The organism is Brevundimonas sp. M20, from assembly GCF_006547065.1.
In the GTDB taxonomy this organism is placed as follows: domain Bacteria; phylum Pseudomonadota; class Alphaproteobacteria; order Caulobacterales; family Caulobacteraceae; genus Brevundimonas.
In genome coordinates this window covers 622,615-644,552 of record NZ_CP041243.1, presented here as the reverse complement: position 1 = coordinate 644,552, position 21,938 = coordinate 622,615, and the positions used below count along the sequence as shown (strand labels likewise).

Below are 21,938 nucleotides of genomic sequence, written 5' to 3'. Positions count from 1 at the left end.
CCCCGACTTGTTTGATGCGGATTGAATGCATAGGTAACCGGTGTCATAAGCCGATGCAAACGGGCACAAGACTGGAGCGGCCTCGCCGCTGCGCCCACTATCCCGCCCGGAGGAACACCATGAAAATCGCCCTGATCATCGAGAACAGCCAGGCCGCCAAGAGCGAGATCGTTCACAACGCCCTGACCGCGGTGGCCGAGCCGCTGGGCCATGAGGTGTTCCACTACGGCATGTACTCGGCAGAGGACAAAGCCTCGCTGACCTATGTGATGAACGGCCTGCTGGCGGGTATCCTGCTGAACTCGGGCGCGGCGGATTTCGTGGTCACGGGCTGCGGCACGGGCACGGGTTCGATGCTGGCGGCCAACGCCATGCCGGGCGTCTTCTGCGGCCTGATCATCGATCCGACGGACGCCTTCCTGTTCGGCCAGATCAATGACGGCAACGCCATCGCCATGCCCTACGCCAAGGGCTTCGGCTGGGCGGCCGAGCTGAACCTGCAGGACGTCTACCGCAAGCTGTTCGAGGGTGAGCGGGGCCTAGGGTATCCGAAGGAACGCGCCGAGATCATGCGCAAGAACCGCGGCATTCTGAAGGATCTAAAGGCCGTGACCTGCCATGACATGTTGACGGTGCTGAAGACCGTCGATCATGACCTGCTGAAGGCCGCCATCGCGGGCGAGAAATTCCAGGAATACTTCTTCGCCAACGCCACCGACGAAGCCATCCGCGACTACATCAAGAGCGTCCTTTAAGGGCGTTCACACGGCGGGGATTGTCCGAGGCCGACCACCGCAATCATCCCCCTGCCCTTCCGCGAAAGCGCTGCTATGGTAGCGCTAACACCCCGCATTTGACGGGGTGACGGAGGGCAGGATGATCGACCGCAGACAACTGTTCGGCGCCACGGGCGCCGTGGCCGCTGCGCCCCTGCTGGCGGCGGGCGGACAGGCGCAGGCCCGACCGCAGGCGACACCGGTCTGGACGCCGGGGATCGAGGGGCAGCGGCGCGCCGATCTGGGGGACGGGACCTATCTGAACCCCATCGTCGCCGGAGACCATCCGGACCCCACCGTCCTGAAGGACGGCGACACCTATTACATGACCTCTTCGTCCTTCCTGTCCTATCCGGGACTGGTGATCTGGCGGTCGACCGATCTGGTCAACTGGTCGCCGATAGGCCCGGCCTTGCACAAGCCGCTGGGGGACATCTGGGCGGTTGATCTGTGCAAACACGGCGACCGGTACTTCATCTACATCCCGGCCAATCCGACCGGCGGCGGCTGGTCGATCTACGCCATCTGGGCCGATGACATCGCCGGGCCGTGGAGCGATCCGGTCGATCTGGGCATCCGGGGCTGTATCGACCCCGGCCACATCGTCGGCGAGGACGGCAAGCGTTATCTGTTCGTCAACGGCATCCGCAAGATCCGGCTGACCGACGACGGGCTGGCCACCGTCGGCGCGCTGGAGAACGCCTACGATCCCTGGCGCTTCCCTGATGAATGGATCACCGAGAATTTCGCGCCCGAAGGCCCCAAGCTGCTGCGACGCGGGGAGTGGTTCTATCTGGTCACCGCAGTCGGCGGCACCGCGGGTCCGGTCACCGGCCACATGGTCATCGCCGCGCGCTCCAGGTCCGTGCACGGCCCGTGGGAGCATTGCCCGAACAATCCGCTGGTCCGCACCCTGTCGGAGGATGAGCCGTGGTGGTCGCGCGGCCACGCCACCCTGATCGAGGGTCCGGCGGGCGACTGGTGGATGATCTACCACGGCTATGAAAACGGCTTCCGGACGCTGGGCCGCCAGACTCTGCTGGAACCCATCGAGTGGACTGCGGACGGCTGGTTCCGGGCGCTGGGCGGCGACCTGTCCCGCCCCCTGTCCAAGCCGCGCGGCGGTCGGCCCTCCCCGGCCGGAATGCCCCTGTCGGACGACTTCAGCACCGCCCGGATGGGAACCCAGTGGAGCTTCCACCAGCCGGGCGAGCACGAGGACAGGCGGATGCAACGGGTCGCGGGCGGCCTGCGACTGGCGGGTAGCGGAACATCGCCAGCGGACTCATCCCCGCTCGCCTGTCTGGCCGGCGACCGGGATTACACGGTCGAGGTCGGGCTGCGGCTGGAAGGGCGCGCCGAGGCAGGCCTGCTGCTGTTCTACAATCACAAGGCCTTCGTCGGGGTCAGCTTCAACGGACGGGCGCTGCGGTCATGGCAGTACGCCGAGACCCAGGACTGGGCCGATGTGCCGCTGACGGGGGACCATGTGCGTCTGCGGATCGAGAACCGGGGCAATGTGATCACCTATCGCTACTCGACCGACAACGGCGCGAGCTGGGTCCGCCACCCGACGCGGATGGAGGTCTCGGGCCTGAACCACAACGTCTTCGGCGGCTTCCTGAGCCTGCGCCCGGCCATCTTCTGCACAGGTGAGGGCGCAGTGGTGCTGGACCGGTTCAGCTATGTGGCGGGGGCGTCGGCCTAAGCCTTCGGCGCCGCCGTCGATTCCCGCACGATCAGCGAGGGATCGACCACCGGCTGGGCCAGTGTCGCCGGGTCGAGGCCACGCAGGCCGGCCGTCAGCTTTTCGGCCGCCATCCGGCCCATGTCGCGGATGGGCAGGCGGACGGTGGTCAGGTTGGGCCAGACGCGCGAGGCCATGGGCAGGTCGTCGAAGCCGACGATGGACAAATCGCGCGGCACGTCGAGGCCGTTGTCACGCGCGGCCTTCATGACGCCTATGGCCATTTCGTCGTTACCGGCGAAGATGGCGGTCGGAGGGGCGTCCATGGCCAGCAGGCTCTGCGCCGCCTCGACACCGGACTCAAAGGTATAGGCGCCCTTGCGGGTGTAGGCATCGTCCAGCGTCAGGCCGTGGTCGGCCAGCCCCTCGCGGAAGCCCCGGCCCCGCTCGAACGACGAGCGGAAGGTATCAGGACCGGAAATGAAGGCGACCCGGGTGTGGCCGAGTTCCGCCAGATGCCGCGCCGCCTGCGCGGCGCCGCGATGGTCGTGCGTGACCACCATGCAGGCCGGCTCGTCCAGCGACACCGAGGCGATGCGGACGTAGGGACAGTCGACCTCCTTGAGAATCTGGATGACCCGGTCGTCTTCCGACACCGACGGCGGCATGACCACGCCGAACAGCTTTTGCCGCACGACGAAGCCGCGCACGTCGTCCAGGAAGGTCTCGGAGGCCCGGTTGCAGGGGTGGACCACCAGTTCGAGACCCGAACCGCGCACCCCGTCCAGCACGCCCTGCTGCATGTTCACGACGTAGTTGGGGCTGGGGTTGTCGTAGATCATTCCAACCAGGAAGGACCGGCGGAAGGCCAGTCCGCGCGCCTGCGGATCGGGGGTGAAGCCATGCTCGGCGATCACCGCCTCAACCCGCTTGCGCGTCTCCTCCTTCACGAAGGGAGAGTTGTTGATGACACGCGACACCGTCTTCTTGGACACCTCCGCCATGCGAGCGATGTCGTTGATGGTGGCGGGTTTGCCGCCGGGTCGCCGGGTATCGTTCACGCGGTTGAGTCTCTCTGATCGAACACCGTCTTTAGACCGCGTCGCTCCGCCTGTCAGCGGTCAGGTGGTCCGACGACGCGCCGGGCGGTCCAGCACCTCGTCCCGCAGGGGGGTCATGAAGCGCAGATCCCAGTCATCGGGGTTGAAGGGCTTGCGGGTCGCCTCGACCACCGGCGGGTAGCCGCCTACCTCGCGCTCGTGGTCGATGATCTCCCCACGGCCTTCGGCCACTTCGGCGATCAGCAGGACGTCGCGCTGGTCGCGGTCCCACGGACGGGCGCCCGACTGCGACAGGACCGAGACCTGAACCTGCACAGCCGGAATCGGGGTCAGCCCCTCCCACCAGACCGGCGGACGGCGGGTCTCGATAATGCGAGCCGAAGTGGTGGTGTACCGCCCGAACATGCGCAGCGGCTCGCCCACCTGATCCACGGCGATATTGTCGCGACCATAGTATTCCAGATCACCCGCGCCGCCGATCATCAGGAAGGCCAGATGGTCCGTCGGGGTCGAGGGACCGGCGCGCAGGACATTGCCGATGGCCGTCATCTTGCCGACCTCATAAGGATGATTCAGCCACTCCTCGGGCGCGAGGTTGTAGTGGATGGCGCGCGGGCCCGGATTGTAGATCAGGTTGTTGACGATCACACCGTGCACACCGCCCTTGAACAGGGGGCTGCGCTCATAGTTGTGGGCGTACAGATTGTTGACGATCAGCAGGCCGGTGACGTTGTCGTGGATCAGCGAGCCTTTGGAGTGTTCGCCCTTCGAATGGGTCGAATAGGCCAGACTCTCGGCGATGATGTTGTTCGAGAAGGTGATGTTGTGGCTGGTGCCGCGACGCCATTCCTCGGGCGTGTCGCCGGTGAAGCGCGGGCCTGAGGCAGACAGGTTCTCGTCCGTACCCCACTCCAGGCTGCAGTGGTCGACGATGACGTTGTAGGCCGCCTGGGTTGAGATCGAATCCTCATCCCAGCCGCTCATCCACTCCTGACCGGCCGAACCGGGGCGCACACGGATGTGCTGGATGATGACGTCATGGCCGCCGACGTCGATGCCGCCCCGGATCAGGGTGACGCCCGGCGAAGGCGCGGTTTGGCCGGCGATGGTGATGAAGGGATTGGTGATCTTCAGCGTCTTGCGATCCAGATCGATCACCCCGCCGACCTCGAACACCACGATGCGCGGACCGTCGGCCTCGATCGCCTCGCGCAGGGAGCCCGGCCCCTCGCTGTTCAGATTGGTCACGCGGATGATGCGACCGCCCCGTCCGCCGGGGGTCTGTGCCGCCCAGCCGAGCGCGCCGGGAAAGGCCGGCAAGGCCGCCTCCATCGCCGCGGGCGATGCGGTCTGGGCCATCGGGGCCACGGGCGCCGCGAGCGGCAGGACAAGCGCGGCCGCGACGGCGATCAAACGGGCGAGGGTCATGTTTCCATCCTGTAGCCTGACCGACTGTGACCGCGGCCTTGTGCTGACAACGTCGCCCATCGCGACGCCGGATTCAAATTGACACCGGTTTCCTTCCTGCGCAATGTCCATCGCAAATGGGAGGATGCGTGAAACACGCACACGACAATTCAAGCAGTTCGCTGATCGCGCGGACTTTCACGGACGCGCGCCGGACGGCCACCGCTGTGCCCGCCTATCCGGGCGAAAAGCCGGACTCTCTGGCCGCCGCCTACACCGTTCAGGACGAGGCGATCAACCTGTGGCCGGACCGTATCGCGGGTTGGAAGCTGGGCCGCGTCCCGCCGCCGTTCGATGCGCAATTCGGCGCCGGGCGACTGGCGGGGCCGATCTTTTCAAGGAATGTCTGGAAGGCCGTCGACGGCCAGCCGACCTCGTTCGGCGTCATCGACGGCGGCTTCGCGGCGGTCGAGGCGGAGTATGTGCTCGAACTGGCGGAAACGGCGCCGGATCAGGACGGCTGGACGCCTGAGAGCGCCGCCGGACTGGTCGGACGGGCCTTCACCGGCGTCGAGATCGCGGGCAGTCCCTTCGCCGGGATCAACGGTCACGGCCCGGCGGTCACAGCCTCGGACTTCGGCAACAACGCCGGCCTGATCCTGGGCGCCGAGATCACCGACTGGCGGTCGCGACTGGCGGGCCTGACCTGCAAGACCCTGATCGACGGCGAAGTGATGGGGACCGGCGGCGCGGCCTCCATTCCGAACGGCCCGCTGGACTCGCTGGCCTTCCTGCTGAACCTGATGCATCGGCGCGGGCGGCGGCTGGAAGCCGGGCAATTGATCTCGACCGGCGCCGCGACCGGGGTGCATCAGATTTTCGTCGGCCAATCGGCGGTCGCCGATTTCGGCGCCGACGGCCGGATCGCCTGCGTGGCGATCACGGCGAAGGGAGACGCCGCATGAGTCTGACCCGTCGCACCCTGGCCCTTGCGGGCGTCGCCGGACTGGGCCTCTCGGCCTGTTCCCCGCGCGCGACCGGCGGCCAGACGATCCTGAACGCCGTAGACGTTCACCCCGCCGACTACCCCACGGTCGCCGCCGTCAAATGGATGGGTGAGGAACTGGGGCGCCTGACCGACGGCCGCATCGGCATCCGTCAGTTTCCGGCGGGCCAACTGGGCACCGAAGACGACTCCATCGGCCTGACCCGCTTCCAGGCGGTGGACATCTGTCGTGTCGCCGTGGCGGCCCTGAACAACGCCTTCCCCGAGACCCGGCTGCTGGCCCTGCCCTATGTCTATCGCTCGGTGCAGCACGTCCGCGCCGTGGTTGACGGGGACATCGGGAGCGAACTGCTCAACGTGTTCGAGGGACGCGGCCTTGTCGGGCTGGCCTATTACGACGCGGCGCCGCGCAGCTTCTACAACGTCCGTCATCCGGTCACCGAGCCGGGCCAGATGCGCGGGCTGAAGATGCGGGCGCCGCAGTCGGACATCTTCCTGGATTCGATCCGGGCCATGGGCGCCAACCCGACGCCGCTGACCTTCGGCGCGGTCTTCTCCTCGCTGCAGACGCATCTGATCGACGGCGCCGAGAACAACTGGCCCAGCTATCAGTCCAGTCGTCAGTTCGAGGTGGCGCGGTACTGGAGCGAGACTGAACATTCCTTCTCGCCGGACGCCCTGCTGATGTCGAAGGCCAGCCTTGAACGGTTGTCGAGCGAGGATCAGGAGCTGGTCCGCGACGTCGCCCGCCGGTCGGTGCCGATCATGCGCGCCGCCTGGGACCAGCGCGAAGCCGAGGCCCGCGCCACGGTTCTGGCCGCCGGCGTACAGGTCGCGCAGGTCGACCGAGACGCCTTCGCCGCCACCGTGCGGCCTGTCCTGGACAAGTATCTTGCCGAGCCGCGCCTGCGCGCGCTCCACGAACGTATCGCAGCGGTCGCCTGAACGACCGCGCACACACCATCGGCGCTCTGGGAGGGGAACCGGGAATGACTGAAGCCCGACGCGGTATTGTCCGCGCCTTGGACGGACTCGCAACAGCTGTGCTGGGCCTCGCCGGCGTGGCGTTGGTGCTCATGGCGCTGATCCAGGCCTGGCAGGTGTTCGCCCGCTATGTGCTGAACGACAGCCCCGGCTGGACCGAACCCCTGGCCCTGTTGCTGATGAGCTTCGCCGTCATGTTCGGCGCCTCGGTGGCCGTGCGGCGCGAAACGCATTTCGCCTTCCAGACCCTGCAGCACGCCCTGCCCGAAAAGGTGCTGTCGGCGCTGAAAGCCATGACGCGCCTGATCGCGGCGGCCTCGGGCGCGGGACTGTTCTGGCTGGGCGGCACGTTGATGATCGACGACTGGTCCGTCAACATGGCCGGCGCGCCCCTGCCTTCTGGTCTCAAATTCGCCGGCCTGTGCGTCGGCGGCGGCCTGATCCTGCTGTTCGCGATCGAGCGGCTTCTGACCGGCGACTATCGCGCCCCTGAGGCCGTCGAGGCGGAGGACTGATCATGGAATACATCATCCTGTTCGGCCTGCTGGCCATCCTGCTGGCGATCGGCGTGCCGGTGGCCTTCTCCCTGCTGGCGGCGACGCTGGCGACCGTGCTGTATCTGGCCCTGCCGCCTATCGTGGTGTTCCAGCAGATGGGCTCGGACATCACCTCGGTGGCCCTGCTGGCCATCCCCCTGTTCATCTTCACCGGCGAACTGATGATGAAGGGCGGCCTGTCCGACCGGATGATCACCCTCGCCGGTTCGCTGGTCGGCCATGTGCGCGGCGGCCTGGGCCAGGTGACGGTCGTCGGCTCGACCCTGTTCGGCGGCGTCTCGGGCAGCGCCATCGCCGACGTCTCGGCCATCGGCGGCACCATGATCCCGCAGATGCAGAAGCGCGGCTATGACAGCGACTACGCCGTCAATGTGACCATCTCCGCGGCGCTGGTCGCCCTGCTGGTTCCGCCGTCGCACAACATGATCCTTTACTCGGCCTCGGCCGGGGGCGGGGTGTCGATCTCGGACCTGTTCGCGGCGGGCATCGTCCCGGCGGGCCTGCTGGCCGTGTCGCTGATGATCGTCTCCTATGTGCTGGCCCGCCGCCGGGGCTACACCGCCGAGCCCTTCCCCGGCTTCCGCGCGGTGCTGACGCGACTGGTCGCCGCCATTCCGGGCCTGCTGCTGGTCGGCATCATCTTCGGCGGGATCCGGGCGGGCATCTTCACCGCCGTGGAAAGCGCCTCGATCGCGGTGGTCTACGCCACCGTCGTGACCGGCATCGTCTACCGTCACATGAGCTGGTCGGCGTTCAAGGCGGCCTGCACCGGCGCGGCGCGCACCTCAGGCGCGGTGCTGTTCATCATCGGCTGCGCGGGCGCCTTCGGCTGGCTGATGGCCTATCTGCAGGTTCCGTCGATGATGGTCAGCCTGCTGCAGACCCTGACCGACAACCCGATCCTGATCCTGCTGCTGATCAACATCATCCTGCTGGTGCTCGGCACCTTCATGGACATGGCGCCGCTGATCATCATCTGCACCCCGATCTTCCTGCCGGTGGCCAAGGCTTTCGGCGTGGACCCGGTTCAGTTCGGCGTGATCCTGCTTCTGAACTGCGGTATCGGCCTGATCACCCCGCCGGTGGGTTCGGTGCTGTTCGTCGGCAGCGCCATCGCCAAGGTGCCGATGACCCACAGCCTGCGTTCGATCTGGCCCTTCTATCTGGCTTGCACCGCCGTGCTGATGCTGGTCACCTTCGTGCCCGCGATCTCGCTCTGGCTGCCCTCGCTGTTGAAATAGATGACTGACCTGAAGGGCCTGAGGCCCGCCGAAGACTGTCGCTGGGACTGTGTCGCGCTCGGCGAGGTCATGCTGCGTCTCGACCCCGGCGAGGGTCGCATCCGCACGGCCCGGACCTTCCAGGTCTGGGAAGGCGGCGGCGAGTACAATGTCGCCCGTGGCCTGCGGAAGACCTTCGGCCTGCGCAGTTCGGTCGTCACCGCCCTGCCCCGCACCGAGACCGGGGCGCTGGTCGAGGACCTGATCCTGCAGGGCGGTGTTGATGTGTCCCACATCCTGTGGCGTGAGGCGGACGGCGTCGGACGCAACACCCGCGTGGGCCTGAACTTCACCGAGCGCGGCTTCGGCCCGCGCGGGGCGCTGGGCTGCTCCGACCGAGCCAACTCCTCGGCCTCACAGATCAAACCGGACGAGGTGGACTGGGACCATCTGTTCGGCGTTGAAGGTGTGCGCTGGCTGCACACCGGCGGCATCTTCGCCGCCCTGTCGGAAGACACCGCCGAGACGACGCTGGCCGCCATTCGCGCAGCGAAGCGGCATGGGGTGGTGGTCAGCTATGACCTGAACTACCGCGCCAGCCTGTGGTCCAGCCATCCGGACCCGGACGCCGCGCGCCGGGTGAACCGCGAGATCGCCGGACTGGTCGATGTGCTGGTCGGAGACGAATACGCCTACGCCTCCTGCCTGGGCATCGAGACGCCGGACACCCGCACTGACCCGGCCGACAGCCGCCCCTTCGACGCCCTCGTGGCGCGGCTGGCGACGGAACTGCCGGATGTGCAGGTCTTCGCCGCCACCCTGCGCGACCCGATCTCGGCCTCGATCAACCGCTGGGGCGGGGTGCTGTGGATCGGCGGAGAGCGCTACGCCACGCCGGTGTCGGAGATCGCCGTGCTGGATCGGGTCGGCGGCGGCGACAGCTTCGTCTCGGGGCTGGCCTGGGCCTTCATGCAGGGCCTCGGCGCGCAGGCGGCGGTCGACTACGGCGTCGCCCACGGGGCCATCGCCATGACCACGCCCGGCGACAACGCCATGACCTCGTTGGCCGAGGTCATGGGACGGGTCGAAGGCAAGGGCGCCGCGGCGGTCCGCTAGATTTTAAGCTAAGGCAGAATAAGCGGCCCCGGCTGTTTCCCAACAACAATATAGGCTTGGACACGATCGTTCGGAGGCACGCTCATCATGACGATCATACATGTATTTTGTTTTGAGAACAAAATACTATGGGGTGAAAGAAGCTCTACGATGCGGTTAATCCAGATATCAAGCTGATCGAGGTTGTAGGCTCTATCCTTGCCCTCAAGCACCTGCTTCAAGACTCCCCGGTGTAACAGCCCACCACATCTCTCATAGATTTTCTTTACGCCATATCGATCCAGCGGAATTTTTCTGTTATCGTATAGAAACGTACCGTCGTCTTTCCTTGTAAGGACAATTGGGGTCTGGAATGAGTTGGGATTTACGTCCGATAACATGGTAAAAATGTTATCAGCGTGCCAACTTTTCCGCAGGGTATTGGACAGACCCAACCCACTGTGAAGAGCCAGAGATGATAGCGCCAATAGCTCACAGATAAAACGAATCTGGAGTATAGCGCTTTCGGTCTCGACCATTTTTTGCCCTTCGGACATCGGCAGTGAACGGACCTGCAAAATCTTGTCTGCTGCTATTCGGCTTCTCCCTTTTACCTCCTCCATCAGCCTCATGTATATTTGCGATTCTTTTTCTAAGATTACCGACATCGTGGAATCCTTCGCAGCCTTCCAGTCCCTTGTTATCCGCCCATCAGCCATCACTGAAAGCCCGTGACTGGCAACGCTCAAAAATCTGGTCACGCTCCGTTCCGACAGAGTCCGGGGAGGACCATGACCTCTCTGGCCGAGGTGAAGGGTCTGGTCGCGGGACGGGGCGCAGCCGCCGTCCGCTAGGCCTTGCCGCGCCCGGCCTCAATCTGACGCGCCAGATCAGCCAGCATCGGCGCCAGCTGCTCAAAGGCCCGCGCCTCGACCTCGGCGTAGGGGGTCTCTTCCGGCAAACCCGCGACCCGGGTGCGCAGATGGAAGATGTTGCGCACCTTCAGACCGTCGGCTTCGGATTCGGCGTCCAGCATGAAGGACGCCTCGAAGAAGGCCGGGGCTGATTCAAAGTCCACGAGGCCCGCTTCCACCTCATCGTAATAGGTGACCGATCCGTTCGAGATCGTGACGTTCTTCACCGGGGCCATGCGGGGCCGTCCTGCCGTTTCCTGAGTCGCCCGTGCGGCGCCGAAGACGGCACCACAACCCAGACGTAAATCCAAGACCTACTTTTGCGAGCGCCGATGGGGGACTGGCGCACTTTCGCGACAGATGGCGCGCCCCATGTTGTCGCTGCGGGATAGACCGGGGCTCCGGCTTGCTGTTCGGTGGCGGAGTCCGGCGGCTCGACCCGTCGGCGGGGCCGGAATGGTCCGACAAGAACATTGAGTGAGGAAAGCCGTGACCGAAGGCCCTGATCTTTATCCCGTCCCGTCCGAGTGGGCCCAGCGCGCGCGCATGACCGCGCACGGCTATGACACCGCCCGTGTCTCGGCGCGTGAGACGCCGGAGGGTTTCTGGGCGGAGCAGGCGCGTCGGTTGGACTGGATGAGGGCGCCGACGCAGATCAAGGACGTGTCGTTTGACCAGGCGGACTTCCGCATTCGCTGGTTCGCCGACGGGGTGCTGAACGTCGCCTGGAACTGCCTGGACCGGCATCTGGCCGAGCGCGGCGATGAGACGGCGATCATCCGGGAAGGCGATGACCCCACCGACGACGGGCGCCTGACCTATCGCGAACTGCACGCCGAGGTCTGCCGCATGGCCAATGTCCTGAAGGACATGGGCGTGGTGAAGGGCGACCGGGTGACCCTGTATCTGCCGATGATCCCCGCCGCGGCTGTCGCGATGCTGGCCTGCGCCCGCATCGGGGCGGTGCATTCGGTGGTGTTCGGCGGCTTCTCGCCCGACAGTCTGGCGGGCCGGATCGAGGACTGCGGCTCCAGGGTCGTCATCACCACCGACGAGGGCGTGCGCGGCGGCAAGCGCATCCCGCTGAAAGCCAATGTCGACGCGGCGCTGGAGAAGGTGGCGCCCGAGGCCAAGGTCGAGAAGGTGCTGGTGATCCGGCACACCGGCGCCGACGTGCCGATCATCGCCGGCCGCGACATTCTCTATGATGAGGCGAAGGCGACGGTCAGCGCCGACTGCCCCTGCGAGCCGATGAACGCCGAGGACCCGCTGTTCATCCTCTATACCTCCGGCTCGACCGGCAAGCCCAAGGGCGTGCTGCACACCACCGGCGGATACCTGTTCTGGGCGTCATGGACCCACGAGCTGGTGTTCGACTATCGCCCCGGCGAGGTCTTCTGGTGCACCGCCGACGTCGGCTGGGTGACCGGCCACAGCTATTGCGTCTATGGCCCGCTGGCCAACGGCGCGACGACCCTGATGTTCGAGGGCGTGCCCCACTATCCGGACCACAGCCGCTTCTGGCAGGTGGTGGACAAGCACCGGGTGGAGATCTTCTACACCGCCCCCACCGCGCTCAGGGCCCTGATGCGCGAGGGCGACGGGCCGGTGAAGGCGACCCGCCGAAGCTCCCTGCGCCTGCTGGGCTCGGTCGGCGAGCCGATCAATCCCGAGGCCTGGCGCTGGTATCATGAGGTGGTCGGCGAGGGCCGCTGCCCGATCGTGGACACCTGGTGGCAGACCGAGACCGGGGGGATACTGGTCTCTCCCCTGCCCGGCGCGACCGACCTGAAGCCCGGCTCGGCGACCAGACCCCTGCCCGGCGTCGAGCTGCAACTGGTGGACGCCGAAGGGCGGGTGCTGGAGGGCGCGGCCGAGGGCAATCTGGTCATCACCGACAGCTGGCCGGGCCAGATGCGCACCGTCCATGGCGACCACCAGCGCTTCTTCGACACCTATTTCAGCACCTATCCGGGCAAGTATTTCACCGGCGACGGCTGCCGCCGCGACGCGGATGGCTATTACTGGATCACCGGCCGGGTCGATGACGTGATCAATGTCTCGGGCCACCGGATGGGCACCGCCGAGGTCGAGAGCGCGCTGGTCCTGCACGACGACGTGGCCGAGGCCGCCGTCGTCGGCTTCCCCCACGACATCAAGGGTCAGGGCATCTACGCCTATGTGACCCTGAACAAGGGCGTCGAGCCGACCGACGATCTGAAGGCCGCCCTGATCGCCCAGGTCCGCCACGAGATCGGCCCCATCGCCGCCCCCGACGTCATCCAGTGGGCCCCCGGCCTGCCCAAGACCCGATCCGGCAAGATCATGCGCCGCATCCTGCGCAAGATCGCCGAGAACGAAATCACCGCCCTGGGCGACACCTCAACCCTCGCCGACCCCTCCGTCGTCGACGACCTCGTCACGAACAGGGCCGGGGCGGCTTAAACCGCTCCCAGCGCCTGCGTCAGGTCGGCATACAGGTCGTCCACATTCTCGATGCCGACCGACAAGCGGACCAGATTGTCGCCGATGCCGCAGCGCGCCTTGGCCTCGGGTGAATAGTCCGAGTGGGTGGTGCTGGAGGGATGGGAGGCCAGGCTTTCGGTCCCGCCCAGCGACACCGCCAGCTTGAACAGTTGCAGGGCGTTCAGCATGCGGAAGGCCTCCGCCTCCCCGCCCTTGAGCCGCAGGGAGAAGGTCGAGCCGGGACCCGAGCATTGGCGCGCGAAGATAGCCTGCTGGGCCGCAGAGCTTTCGGCCCCGCCCGCGTCCAGCACCGCCTCGATCCCGGGATGGCCGCGCAGGCGGTTCACCAGTTCGACCGCGTTCTGTTGCGACCGCTCCATGCGGATGTGCAGCGTCTCAAGACTGCGCATCAGCATCCAGGCGGTGTGCGGATCGCTGATCGTGCCGCAGATGGTCCGCATCTCGGCCACCCGCCCCATCAGGTCGGCGCGGCCGAGACAGGCGCCCGCGATCAGGTCCGAATGGCCGCCGACATATTTGGTCAGGGAGTAGAGGATCAGGTCCGCCCCATGCTCAAGCGGCTTCTGCCAGAGCGGGCCGAGGAAGGTGTTGTCCACGACCAGCGGCGGCGGCTCGGCCTGTCCCAACGCCTTGATCGCCGCCGCGGCGGCTTCAAGATCGATCAGCTGGTTGGTGGGATTGGCCGGGGTCTCGACATAGACCGCCGCCAGCCGCCCGCCCCGCGCCCTTGCGGTTTCCGCCGCTTCATGGATCGCGCCGGTCAGGCCTTCGCCCTCACCGCAGTCCGCGACACTGACGGTCTGGACGCCCATGCGCGGCAGGATGCGGTCAAACAGATACTCGGTCCCGCCGTAGGCCGGGGCGGTGTAGACCACCACGTCATTCGGACGGCTGAGCGCCAGAATGGTGGTGGAGATGGCCGCCATGCCGCTGGAGAAGACCAGCGCCTTGTCCGCGCCGTCCCAGACGGCCAGACGGTCTTCCAGAATCTCGAGATTGGGGTTGTTGATCCGCGAATAGATCAGACCCAGCGCCTCCTCGGGGTCCTTTTCGCGCAGGCCGTAGGCCACCTCGAAGAACCGTTTGCCGTCCTCCGCCGAGCGGAAGACGAAGGTCGATGTCTGGAAAATCGGGGCTTTGATGGAGCCCTCTGACAGGGCGGGATCATAGCCATAGCCCATCATCAGGGTTTCAGGCGAAAGCGAACGCTGGCCGATCGAGCGGCTCTTGTGACGACTCATACTGGGGGTCTCCTCCGAGGGCGCCTCCTAGGGCCCGCGTCAGAAGGTGTCACGCTGCACCGCGGCGCCGTCGCTGGCCATTGTCACAAATCACGCCTAGACAGTTCGCGGCCGACGGATCACGCACCGACGCTGTGCGTTGAGCGTCGGCAAAGCCCGAAACGGGGGCTCCCGGGCGACGCTGCAGCGTCCGCGCGCCTCCCGTTTGAGACTGTCTGGAAGGCCTGATGACGACCAAGAAGACCGCGCTTATCACCGGCATCACGGGCCAGGACGGCTCCTATCTGGCGGAACTCCTGCTGGAGAAGGGCTATGAGGTTCACGGCATCAAGCGCCGGTCGTCGCTGTTCAACACCGACCGCGTGGACCACATCTATCAGGACCTGCACGATGCGGACGTGCGTTTCCAGATGCATTTCGGCGACCTGACCGACACCTCCAATCTGGTGCGGATCATTCAGGAGGTGCAGCCGGACGAAATCTACAACCTCGGCGCCCAGAGCCACGTGGCCGTCAGCTTCGAGACCCCGGAATACACCGCCGATGTCGATGCGCTGGGCACCCTGCGGCTGCTTGAGGCGATCCGCCTGCTGGGTCTCGAGAAGAAGACCAAATTCTATCAGGCCTCGACGTCGGAGCTGTACGGACTGGTGCAGGAGCCGATCCAGTCGGAGACCACGCCCTTCTATCCGCGCAGCCCGTATGCGGTCTCCAAGATGTTCGCCTACTGGATGTGCGTGAACTACCGCGAGGCCTACGGAATCTTCGCCTGCAACGGCATCCTGTTCAATCACGAGAGCGAGCGGCGCGGCGAGACCTTCGTCACCCGCAAGATCACCCGGGGCCTCGGTGAGATCGCCCAGGGCCTGAGCGACTGCCTGTATCTGGGCAATATGGACGCCCTGCGCGACTGGGGCCACGCCAAGGACTACGTCCGCATGCAGTGGATGATGCTGCAGCAGGACGAACCGGACGACTACGTCATCGCCACCGGCAAGCAGTACAGCGTGCGCCGCTTCGTCGAGGTCTCGGCCGCGCGTATCGGCGTGACCCTGCGCTGGGAAGGTGAAGGGGTGAACGAGGTCGGCGTCGTCGCCGCCGTCGATCCCGCCCACGCCGTGACCCGATGCCCGGCGATCAAGGAGGGCCAGACGATCGTTCGCGTCGACCCGCGCTACTTCCGTCCGACCGAGGTGGAGACCCTGCTGGGCGATCCTTCGAAGGCGAAGGCGAAACTGGGCTGGGAGCCCGAGATCACCTTCGAGGAGATGGTGGACGAGATGATGGAGGCCGATCTGCTGGCCGCCCGCAAGGCCCTGCTGCTCAAGTCGGCCGACTGGAGCTGATCGCCTTGGGTCCGTTCATCCGCCTCGACCGCAAGGCGCATCGCCGCGAGGACAATCGCGGCTGGCTGGAAGTTCTCTACGAGAGCGACGCCATGGTGCTGAAGCGCTCGTTCTCGAAACAGGGCGTTTTCCGCGGCCTGCATGTCCAGCGCGATCCTTCACCCCAGACCAAGGTCATCCGCGTGGTCGAGGGCCGGATCGTCGACATCATCGTCGATCTGGATGATCCGGCGCTGGAGTTGAAGACCACCACCCTGACACCCGAGGACGGCTGGGTCCGCATCGACGCGCAGTACGCCCACGGCTTCTATGCGCTGGAAGACACCCTGTTTGAGTATGTCTGCGACGGCGGATACGATGAGGCGTCCGAGACGGCCTATTCCATCGCCGACCGTCTGCCCGCCCTGCTGGGGGTGACGACGGTGATCCTGTCGGACAAGGACCGCGCGGCGCCGCCCCTGCCGGCGCCCGGAGCAGAGTGATGACCAAGCTTTCCCTGATCACCGCCAGCTACAACAGCGCGCGCACCATCGCCGACACCCTGCGGTCGGTGAACGCCCAGACCTGGCCGGACTTCGAATATCTGGTCGTGGACGGCGGCTCGAAGGACGAGACGATGGAGATCGTCGCCCGCGAGGGACAGCGCGTCACCTCCGCCGTGTCCGAGCCCGACAAGGGCATCTACGATGCCTATAACAAGGGCCTGTCGCGAGCGACCGGCGAGGTCATCGGCTTCATCAACTCCGACGATTATTACTGCACGCCCGAAGCGCTGTCGGAAGTCATGGCGGCCTTCGAGGCGGACCCGGAGCTGGAGGCCGTGCACGGCGATCTGGTCTATGTCGACCCGGTCGACACCTCGAAGATCGAGCGGCACTGGAAGTCGCGCCCGGCGACGGTCGAGAACCTGCGCCGCGGATTCATCCCGGCCCACCCGACCCTGTTCCTGCGCCGCAGCGTGTACGACAAGGTCGGCGGCTTCGACACCACCTACCGGCTGGCGGCCGACTACGACTTCATGCTGCGGACCTTCTATGTGGCGCGGGTGAAGTCGCTCTACATCCCCAGCATCTGGGTGCGGATGCGCTCGGGCGGCGCGACCGGCGGCAACGCCTCCAGCATCATCCGCCAGAACGACGAAATCCGCGCCAGCCAGCAGGCGCACGGACTCAACTACCCCAAGGCCCTGTTCTTCGCGCACAAGGTGCTGGACCGTTCGGTGCAGCGCGCCCGCGCCCCGTTCGTGAAGGCCCCGGACATCGCGGGAGCCGGTGGCAAATGATCGACGGCAAGCGCGTTCTGGCCATCGTTCCGGCGCGGTCGGGCTCAAAGGGCCTGCCGGGCAAGAACGTCCGGATGCTGGCGGGCAAGCCCCTGCTGGCCTGGCCCATCGCGGCCGCGCGCGCCTCGGCCCATGTGGACCGGGTGATCATTTCAACCGACAGCCGGGAGTTCGCCGACATCGCGGTCGCCCACGGCGCCGAGGCCCCCTTCCTGCGTCCGGCCGAACTGGCCAGCGACACCGCCCCGTCCATCGGCTTCATCCTGCACGCCGTCGATACGTTGGCGGCGGAGGGCGAGGTCTACGACTACGTCGTGCTGCTGGAGCCGACCTCGCCGCTGACCGAAGGATCGGACGTGGACGCCGCGCTGGCCCGATTGGTCGCCGCCGACGCGGACGCCATCGTCGGCGTGTCGAAGCTGGAAGCGACCCACCCCGCCTTCGCCGTCCGCAAGAACGGTCAGGGCGGCATCACTCCCTACGCCTCCGCCACCTTCGGCGAGATGCCGCGCCGGCAGGACATCGAGCCCCTCTTCTCGCTGGACGGGACGCTCTACATCTCGACCGTCGAGGCCCTGCGTCGCGAGCAGGGCTTCTGCCACACCCGGACGCTCGGCTATGAGAGCGCGCGCCACAAGGCGCACGAGGTCGACGATCTGGTCGACTTCATCTGCATCGAGGCGATCGCCTCGAACCTTGATACGATCCTTGAAGAAAGCCGGGCCTCTGCGTCCGGCGCGGAATGACCATGCGCAAGTGCACCCGTTGCCTGACCCCCGAGACGGTCGACACCATCACCTACGATGAAGAGGGGGTGTGCTCGGTCTGCCGTCAGGTCGAGTTCAAGCAGGACAAGATCGACTGGGCCGACCGTGGCCGCCAGCTCGACGAGATCGTGGCCGCCCACAAGGGCAAGGGCCTGTACGACTGCATCGTCCCCTATTCGGGCGGCAAGGACTCGGTCTTCCAGCTCTATTACATCATCAAGGTGCTGAAACTTAAGCCGCTGGTGGTCCGCTATAACCACTGGGGCTACCGGCCGCTGGTCGAGGAGAACAACACTTCGGTCTTCAAGCAGCTGGGCTGCGACGTGGTCGAGTTCACGCCGAATTTCCACGTCGTGCGCGAGCTGATGCTGGAGAGCTTCAAGCGCCGGGGCGACTTCTGCTGGCACTGCCACACCGGCATCTATTCGGGCGTCATGCACATGGCCGTCCGCTTCGAGGTGCCGCTGCTGTTCTGGGGCGAGAGCACGGCCGAGTACCACAGCTGGTACACCTTCGAGGAGATGGAGGAGGTCGACGAGAAGCGCTTCAACCGCCTGATGAACCAGGGGATCACGGCGGACGACATGTATGAGTTCCTGCAGGGGCGGGTGGAGCGCCGCGACCTGTGGATGTTCGACTATCCGAAGCGCAAGGACCTGATCAAACTCAAGGTCCAGTCGATCTGCCTGGGCAACTACATCGAGTGGGACACCAAGGCGAACGTCGAGCTGATCAAGAAGGAGCTCGGCTGGAAGGGGCAGGAAGTCGAGGGCGTGCCGCCCGAGTACGACTACGAAAAGATCGAGTGCACCTTCCAGGGCATGCGCGACTGGTCGAAATATGTGAAGCGCGGCTACGGTCGGGCGAACCACCTGCTGTCCATCGACATCCGCAACGGTCGCAAGACCCGCGAGGAGGCGCTGGAGATCGAGGCCAGGTACGACGGCAAGCGCCCGGCCTCCATGGACTGGTTCCTGCAACACCTGCAGATCACCGAAGACGAGTTCTACGACATCCTGGCCCCGCACCAGGTCCACCCGTGGAAGTTTGATCGCAAAAATCTGGAGACCGGCGACGTCATGCCGGACTTCGACAAATGGGACCGCACGGACCTGAGCGACCTCAAGGTCGGCCCACCGAAGTAGGAGCGCGCGCCCGATGACCATCGCCATCATCGACTACGGCATGGGCAACGTCCGTTCGCTGATGAACGCCTTCGAGTACATCGGCGAGGACGCGGTCGTGACCGCCGACTTCGACGAGCTGGAAGAGGCGGACCGGCTGGTCCTGCCCGGCGTCGGCGCGTTCGGCGACGCCATGGCCGCCATCGACGCCAAGAACCTGCGCCCGGTGCTGAACCGGCTGGCGCTGGAGGTGAAGAAGCCGGTGCTGGGCGTCTGTCTGGGCATGCAGCTGTTCGCCAGGAAGAGCTTCGAACACGGCGAGCATGAAGGTCTGGGCTGGCTGGACGCGGAAATCCGCCCGCTTCAGGTGCAGCGCCCGGCCAAGGTGCCGCACGTCGGCTGGAACGCCGTCTCTTTCGCCCCGGACGAGTGGCTGTTCAAGGGCCTGCCTTCGGGCGAGAGCGACTACTATTTCGTCCACTCCTTCCACATGGTCTGCGCCGATCCGGCGGACGTGGCGGGCACCTGCGACCACGGCGGCCCCTTCACCGCGGCGGTGCGGCGGGGCAATCTGGTCGCGGCCCAGTTCCATCCGGAGAAGAGCCAAGACAATGGCCTGCAGCTGTTGCAGAACTGGCTGGCGCACGAATTCTGATGCTGAAGAAACGGATCATCCCGAAATTCCTGATCCGCGGCGGCCGTCTGGTGAAGATGCGCCGGTTCCACGACGATCAGCGCGAGGCCGGGAACCCGGTCTCGACCGCCAAGGTCTATGACTCCTACGGCGTGGACGAACTGCTGTTCGTGGACATCGACGCAACCAACGAGGGACGGGTCGTCACCGGCAACGTCATCGAACGGGTGGCCGAGGAGGTCTTCGTGCCCCTGACCGTCGGCGGCGGCGTGACCACGCTGGAGCAGATCGAAAGCCTGCTGAAGAGCGGCGCCGACAAGGTCAGCATCAACAGCGCCGCCATCGAGAACCCGGACTTCATCACCCAGGCCGCCAGCCGGTTCGGCGACCAGTGCATCGTCGTCTCCATCGACTATCAGGCCGACGAGTTCGGAAAGAAGCGCGTCGTCGGGCGTGGCGGCACGACCCCGACCAGCCAGGATCCGATCGAGTTCGCCCAGCGCATGCAGGACCTGCACGCAGGCGAGATCCTGATGTCATCCATAGACCGCGACGGCATGATGAACGGCTATGATCTGGATCTGATCGGCGACCTGTCGAACAGGCTGTCGATCCCCCTGATCGCCTCGTCGGGCGCCGGGTCGTTGGCGGACTGCAAGGCGGCGCTGGACGCGGGCGCCTCGGCGATCACCATCTCTTCCATGTTCATCTTCACCGATCACAGCCCGATCAAGGTGCGGACCTATCTGGCCACCAACGGCGTCTATGTCCGCAACCAGAAGGGCAGCCGGTCCTGATGGACTTCGGGGGGATACAGGCTCTGGCGATCAAGGCGGTGAACGCCGCCGCGCGCAACATCGGCGCCGAGCTTCCCTTCTACATCATCCTGGCGGTCGCGCTGACGGCGGTCGTCGTCGCTGAACTGATCCAGCGGCGGAATGTCTGGAAGCGCTACACCTCGCGCAATGTCCGCACCGACATGCTCTACGCCGTGCTGGAGCTCAGCCATCTGGAGGCCTTGCTGATCCTCGCGCCGGTGGCTGCGGGACTGAACGCGACCATCGACGGCGACCTGCCCTGGCTTCGGCTGGACGCCATCGCCGCCGCGCCCCTGTGGCTGAAGCTCGTCGTCACACTGATCGTCACGGACTTCGCCGCCTACTGGCTGCACCGCTGGAAGCATGCCTGGCCGGTGCTTTGGCAGTTCCACAAGGTGCATCACTCGCAGAGCGAGCTGAATGTCTTCACCCGCTTCCGCTTCCCCCTGCTGGACCGGTTGCTGGACATGGTGATGCTGTTTCCCATCGGCGTCATCACGGGCTCGGCGGCCGTGCCGCTGGCGCTGTATCTGTTCATGGTGCTGCGATCATGCCTTGAGCACTCGGGGCAGACCTGGACCTACGGCCCGCTGGGCTGGCTGATCGTCTCGCCGAGCTTCCACGGCACCCACCATTCCAGGGCGCCGGAGCATATCGACCGCAATTTCGCGGGCGTCTTCGCGATCTGGGACCGGATGTTCGGCACCTATGTCCCGCGTGGCGACAAGCCCCTGAGCTACGGTCTGCATCACGAGCAGATTCCGCAGGGCTTCCTCTACGGTCAGATCGCGCCCATCCATGGTCTGTGGAAGCTGGCGCGGGCGAAGAAGGCCGCACCGAACATGGAGACCGCCGCATGACCCTGCGTGTTCGCTCCAGTCTGGACGCTCCCGGGCTGGCCGCCTACGCCGCCCATCAGGTCAACGCCATGTTCCCCGATCCGGACGTGGTCGAGGCCGACGACCTGATGTCCGCCGTGATCGTCGCCCTGTCGCGGCTGGAGCACTGCTTCAGCCACGTCGACAACAAGTACTTCTTCGACGGCGAGACGGCGGTGTTCAGCCACCTGCACGGCGACCAGTACGCGATGTGGCTGTACCTGCTGTCGAACGAACTGTTCCGGCAGGGCGGCCCCGCCTCGACCTGCTCCAAACTGTTCCTGCTGAACAAGGCGCTGCACGGGATCGACGCCTTCTATGAGGTGTCGTTGCCGTCGGTCTTCCTGCTGGTGCACCCGTTGGCGACGGTGCTGGGACGCGGGAACTACAGCGACTTCTTCGTCGCCTACCAGCGCTGCGGCGTCGGCTCGAACCACGACGTCTACCCGACCTTCGGCAAGCATGTGACCTTGCGCCCGGGCAGCGCGGTGCTGGGCGGGTGCACCGTCGGGGATCATTGCCAGATCGCGACGGAATCTCTGGTGCTGGACCGCGACCTGCCCGACCATACGCTCTACATAGGCGGCCCCAAGACCGCGACCTTGAAACGCCAGGACAAGCCCTACCCGCTGTGGCGGGTGTGAGGATGCCGAG

22 protein-coding genes are annotated in these 21,938 nt (G+C 65.9%); 17 read left to right on the top strand and 5 right to left on the bottom strand.

Annotation, left to right across the window (positions count from 1 at the left end):
• Positions 1-119 precede the first annotated feature (119 nt).
• On the top strand, positions 120-755 hold the full coding sequence (locus FKQ52_RS03120; RefSeq protein WP_141625839.1) for an RpiB/LacA/LacB family sugar-phosphate isomerase: 636 nt from the start codon (positions 120-122) through the stop codon (positions 753-755).
• A gap of 121 nt (positions 756-876) precedes the next feature.
• Positions 877-2,484 carry a family 43 glycosylhydrolase gene (locus FKQ52_RS03115; RefSeq protein ID WP_141625838.1) on the top strand — a complete coding sequence of 536 codons (1,608 nt, stop codon included), beginning with the start codon at positions 877-879 and terminating at the stop codon, positions 2,482-2,484.
• On the opposite strand, the gene FKQ52_RS03110 is transcribed toward FKQ52_RS03115, so the two are convergent.
• Together FKQ52_RS03110 and FKQ52_RS03105 are read right to left on the bottom strand one after the other, a co-directional pair.
• On the bottom strand, positions 2,481-3,467 hold the full coding sequence (locus FKQ52_RS03110; RefSeq protein WP_141628203.1) for a LacI family DNA-binding transcriptional regulator: 987 nt from the start codon (positions 3,465-3,467) through the stop codon (positions 2,481-2,483). The genes FKQ52_RS03115 and FKQ52_RS03110 overlap by 4 nt on opposite strands.
• A gap of 117 nt (positions 3,468-3,584) precedes the next feature.
• Entirely contained in the window at positions 3,585-4,952 is a 1,368-nt protein-coding gene (locus FKQ52_RS03105; RefSeq protein WP_141625837.1) for a polysaccharide lyase family 1 protein, read from the bottom strand.
• 128 nt (positions 4,953-5,080) lie between these two features.
• On the opposite strand from FKQ52_RS03105, the gene FKQ52_RS03100 reads away from it, so the two are divergent.
• The 5 genes from FKQ52_RS03100 to FKQ52_RS03080 are packed head-to-tail and all read left to right on the top strand — an operon-like array spanning position 5,081 to position 9,814.
• Positions 5,081-5,896, top strand: coding sequence for a 2-keto-4-pentenoate hydratase (locus FKQ52_RS03100; RefSeq protein WP_205750840.1), 816 nt, complete (start codon positions 5,081-5,083; stop codon positions 5,894-5,896).
• Complete coding sequence (locus tag FKQ52_RS03095) at positions 5,893-6,882, top strand: TRAP transporter substrate-binding protein (RefSeq protein ID WP_141625835.1); 990 nt, start codon at positions 5,893-5,895, stop codon at positions 6,880-6,882. Before FKQ52_RS03100 ends, FKQ52_RS03095 begins: the two co-directional genes overlap by 4 nt.
• A gap of 44 nt (positions 6,883-6,926) precedes the next feature.
• Positions 6,927-7,436 carry a TRAP transporter small permease gene (locus tag FKQ52_RS03090; protein ID WP_141625834.1) on the top strand — a complete coding sequence of 170 codons (510 nt, stop codon included), beginning with the start codon at positions 6,927-6,929 and terminating at the stop codon, positions 7,434-7,436.
• A gap of 2 nt (positions 7,437-7,438) precedes the next feature.
• Positions 7,439-8,719 carry a TRAP transporter large permease gene (locus FKQ52_RS03085; protein WP_141625833.1) on the top strand — a complete coding sequence of 427 codons (1,281 nt, stop codon included), beginning with the start codon at positions 7,439-7,441 and terminating at the stop codon, positions 8,717-8,719.
• On the top strand, positions 8,720-9,814 hold the full coding sequence (locus tag FKQ52_RS03080; protein WP_141625832.1) for a sugar kinase: 1,095 nt from the start codon (positions 8,720-8,722) through the stop codon (positions 9,812-9,814). It begins immediately after the preceding gene.
• Positions 9,815-9,822: 8 nt separating this feature from the next.
• On the opposite strand, the gene FKQ52_RS03075 is transcribed toward FKQ52_RS03080, so the two are convergent.
• Both FKQ52_RS03075 and FKQ52_RS03070 read right to left on the bottom strand, forming a co-directional pair.
• Entirely contained in the window at positions 9,823-10,554 is a 732-nt protein-coding gene (locus tag FKQ52_RS03075) for a hypothetical protein (protein WP_141625831.1), read from the bottom strand.
• A gap of 89 nt (positions 10,555-10,643) precedes the next feature.
• Positions 10,644-10,943 (bottom strand): hypothetical protein, encoded by a 300-nt coding sequence (locus FKQ52_RS03070; RefSeq protein WP_141625830.1) that lies wholly within the window; start codon positions 10,941-10,943, stop codon positions 10,644-10,646.
• A 310-nt stretch (positions 10,944-11,253) separates the two neighbouring features.
• Here FKQ52_RS03070 and acs point away from each other — a divergent pair, with 310 nt between their 5' ends.
• Positions 11,254-13,152: an acetate--CoA ligase gene (gene acs / locus FKQ52_RS03065; protein ID WP_240811786.1), complete on the top strand. Its 1,899-nt coding sequence runs from the start codon at positions 11,254-11,256 to the stop codon at positions 13,150-13,152.
• On the opposite strand, the gene FKQ52_RS03060 is transcribed toward acs, so the two are convergent.
• Complete coding sequence (locus FKQ52_RS03060) at positions 13,149-14,435, bottom strand: cystathionine gamma-synthase family protein (protein ID WP_141625828.1); 1,287 nt, start codon at positions 14,433-14,435, stop codon at positions 13,149-13,151. The genes acs and FKQ52_RS03060 overlap by 4 nt on opposite strands.
• Before the next feature lie 227 nt (positions 14,436-14,662).
• On the opposite strand from FKQ52_RS03060, the gene gmd reads away from it, so the two are divergent.
• From gmd to FKQ52_RS03015, 9 genes are read left to right on the top strand one after another with little or no spacing between them, the layout of a single operon-like run.
• Positions 14,663-15,781, top strand: coding sequence for a GDP-mannose 4,6-dehydratase (gene gmd, locus FKQ52_RS03055; RefSeq protein ID WP_141625827.1), 1,119 nt, complete (start codon positions 14,663-14,665; stop codon positions 15,779-15,781).
• Positions 15,782-15,786: 5 nt separating this feature from the next.
• Positions 15,787-16,263, top strand: a complete 477-nt coding sequence (locus FKQ52_RS03050; RefSeq protein WP_141625826.1) for a dTDP-4-dehydrorhamnose 3,5-epimerase family protein — start codon at positions 15,787-15,789, stop codon at positions 16,261-16,263.
• On the top strand, positions 16,263-17,063 hold the full coding sequence (locus FKQ52_RS03045; protein ID WP_141625825.1) for a glycosyltransferase family 2 protein: 801 nt from the start codon (positions 16,263-16,265) through the stop codon (positions 17,061-17,063). The genes FKQ52_RS03050 and FKQ52_RS03045 overlap by 1 nt, the downstream gene beginning before the upstream one ends.
• Positions 17,060-17,809: a cytidylyltransferase domain-containing protein gene (locus FKQ52_RS03040; protein ID WP_141625824.1), complete on the top strand. Its 750-nt coding sequence runs from the start codon at positions 17,060-17,062 to the stop codon at positions 17,807-17,809. The genes FKQ52_RS03045 and FKQ52_RS03040 overlap by 4 nt, the downstream gene beginning before the upstream one ends.
• 2 nt (positions 17,810-17,811) lie before the next feature.
• Positions 17,812-18,975 carry an N-acetyl sugar amidotransferase gene (locus FKQ52_RS03035; RefSeq protein ID WP_141625823.1) on the top strand — a complete coding sequence of 388 codons (1,164 nt, stop codon included), beginning with the start codon at positions 17,812-17,814 and terminating at the stop codon, positions 18,973-18,975.
• 13 nt (positions 18,976-18,988) lie between these two features.
• Positions 18,989-19,609: an imidazole glycerol phosphate synthase subunit HisH gene (hisH, locus tag FKQ52_RS03030; protein ID WP_141625822.1), complete on the top strand. Its 621-nt coding sequence runs from the start codon at positions 18,989-18,991 to the stop codon at positions 19,607-19,609.
• Positions 19,609-20,385 (top strand): imidazole glycerol phosphate synthase subunit HisF, encoded by a 777-nt coding sequence (gene hisF / locus FKQ52_RS03025; protein WP_141625821.1) that lies wholly within the window; start codon positions 19,609-19,611, stop codon positions 20,383-20,385. The genes hisH and hisF overlap by 1 nt, the downstream gene beginning before the upstream one ends.
• Complete coding sequence (locus FKQ52_RS03020) at positions 20,385-21,266, top strand: sterol desaturase family protein (protein ID WP_141625820.1); 882 nt, start codon at positions 20,385-20,387, stop codon at positions 21,264-21,266. Before hisF ends, FKQ52_RS03020 begins: the two co-directional genes overlap by 1 nt.
• Complete coding sequence (locus FKQ52_RS03015) at positions 21,263-21,928, top strand: serine acetyltransferase (protein WP_141625819.1); 666 nt, start codon at positions 21,263-21,265, stop codon at positions 21,926-21,928. The genes FKQ52_RS03020 and FKQ52_RS03015 overlap by 4 nt, the downstream gene beginning before the upstream one ends.
• The last annotated feature ends 10 nt before the right edge of the window (positions 21,929-21,938 follow it).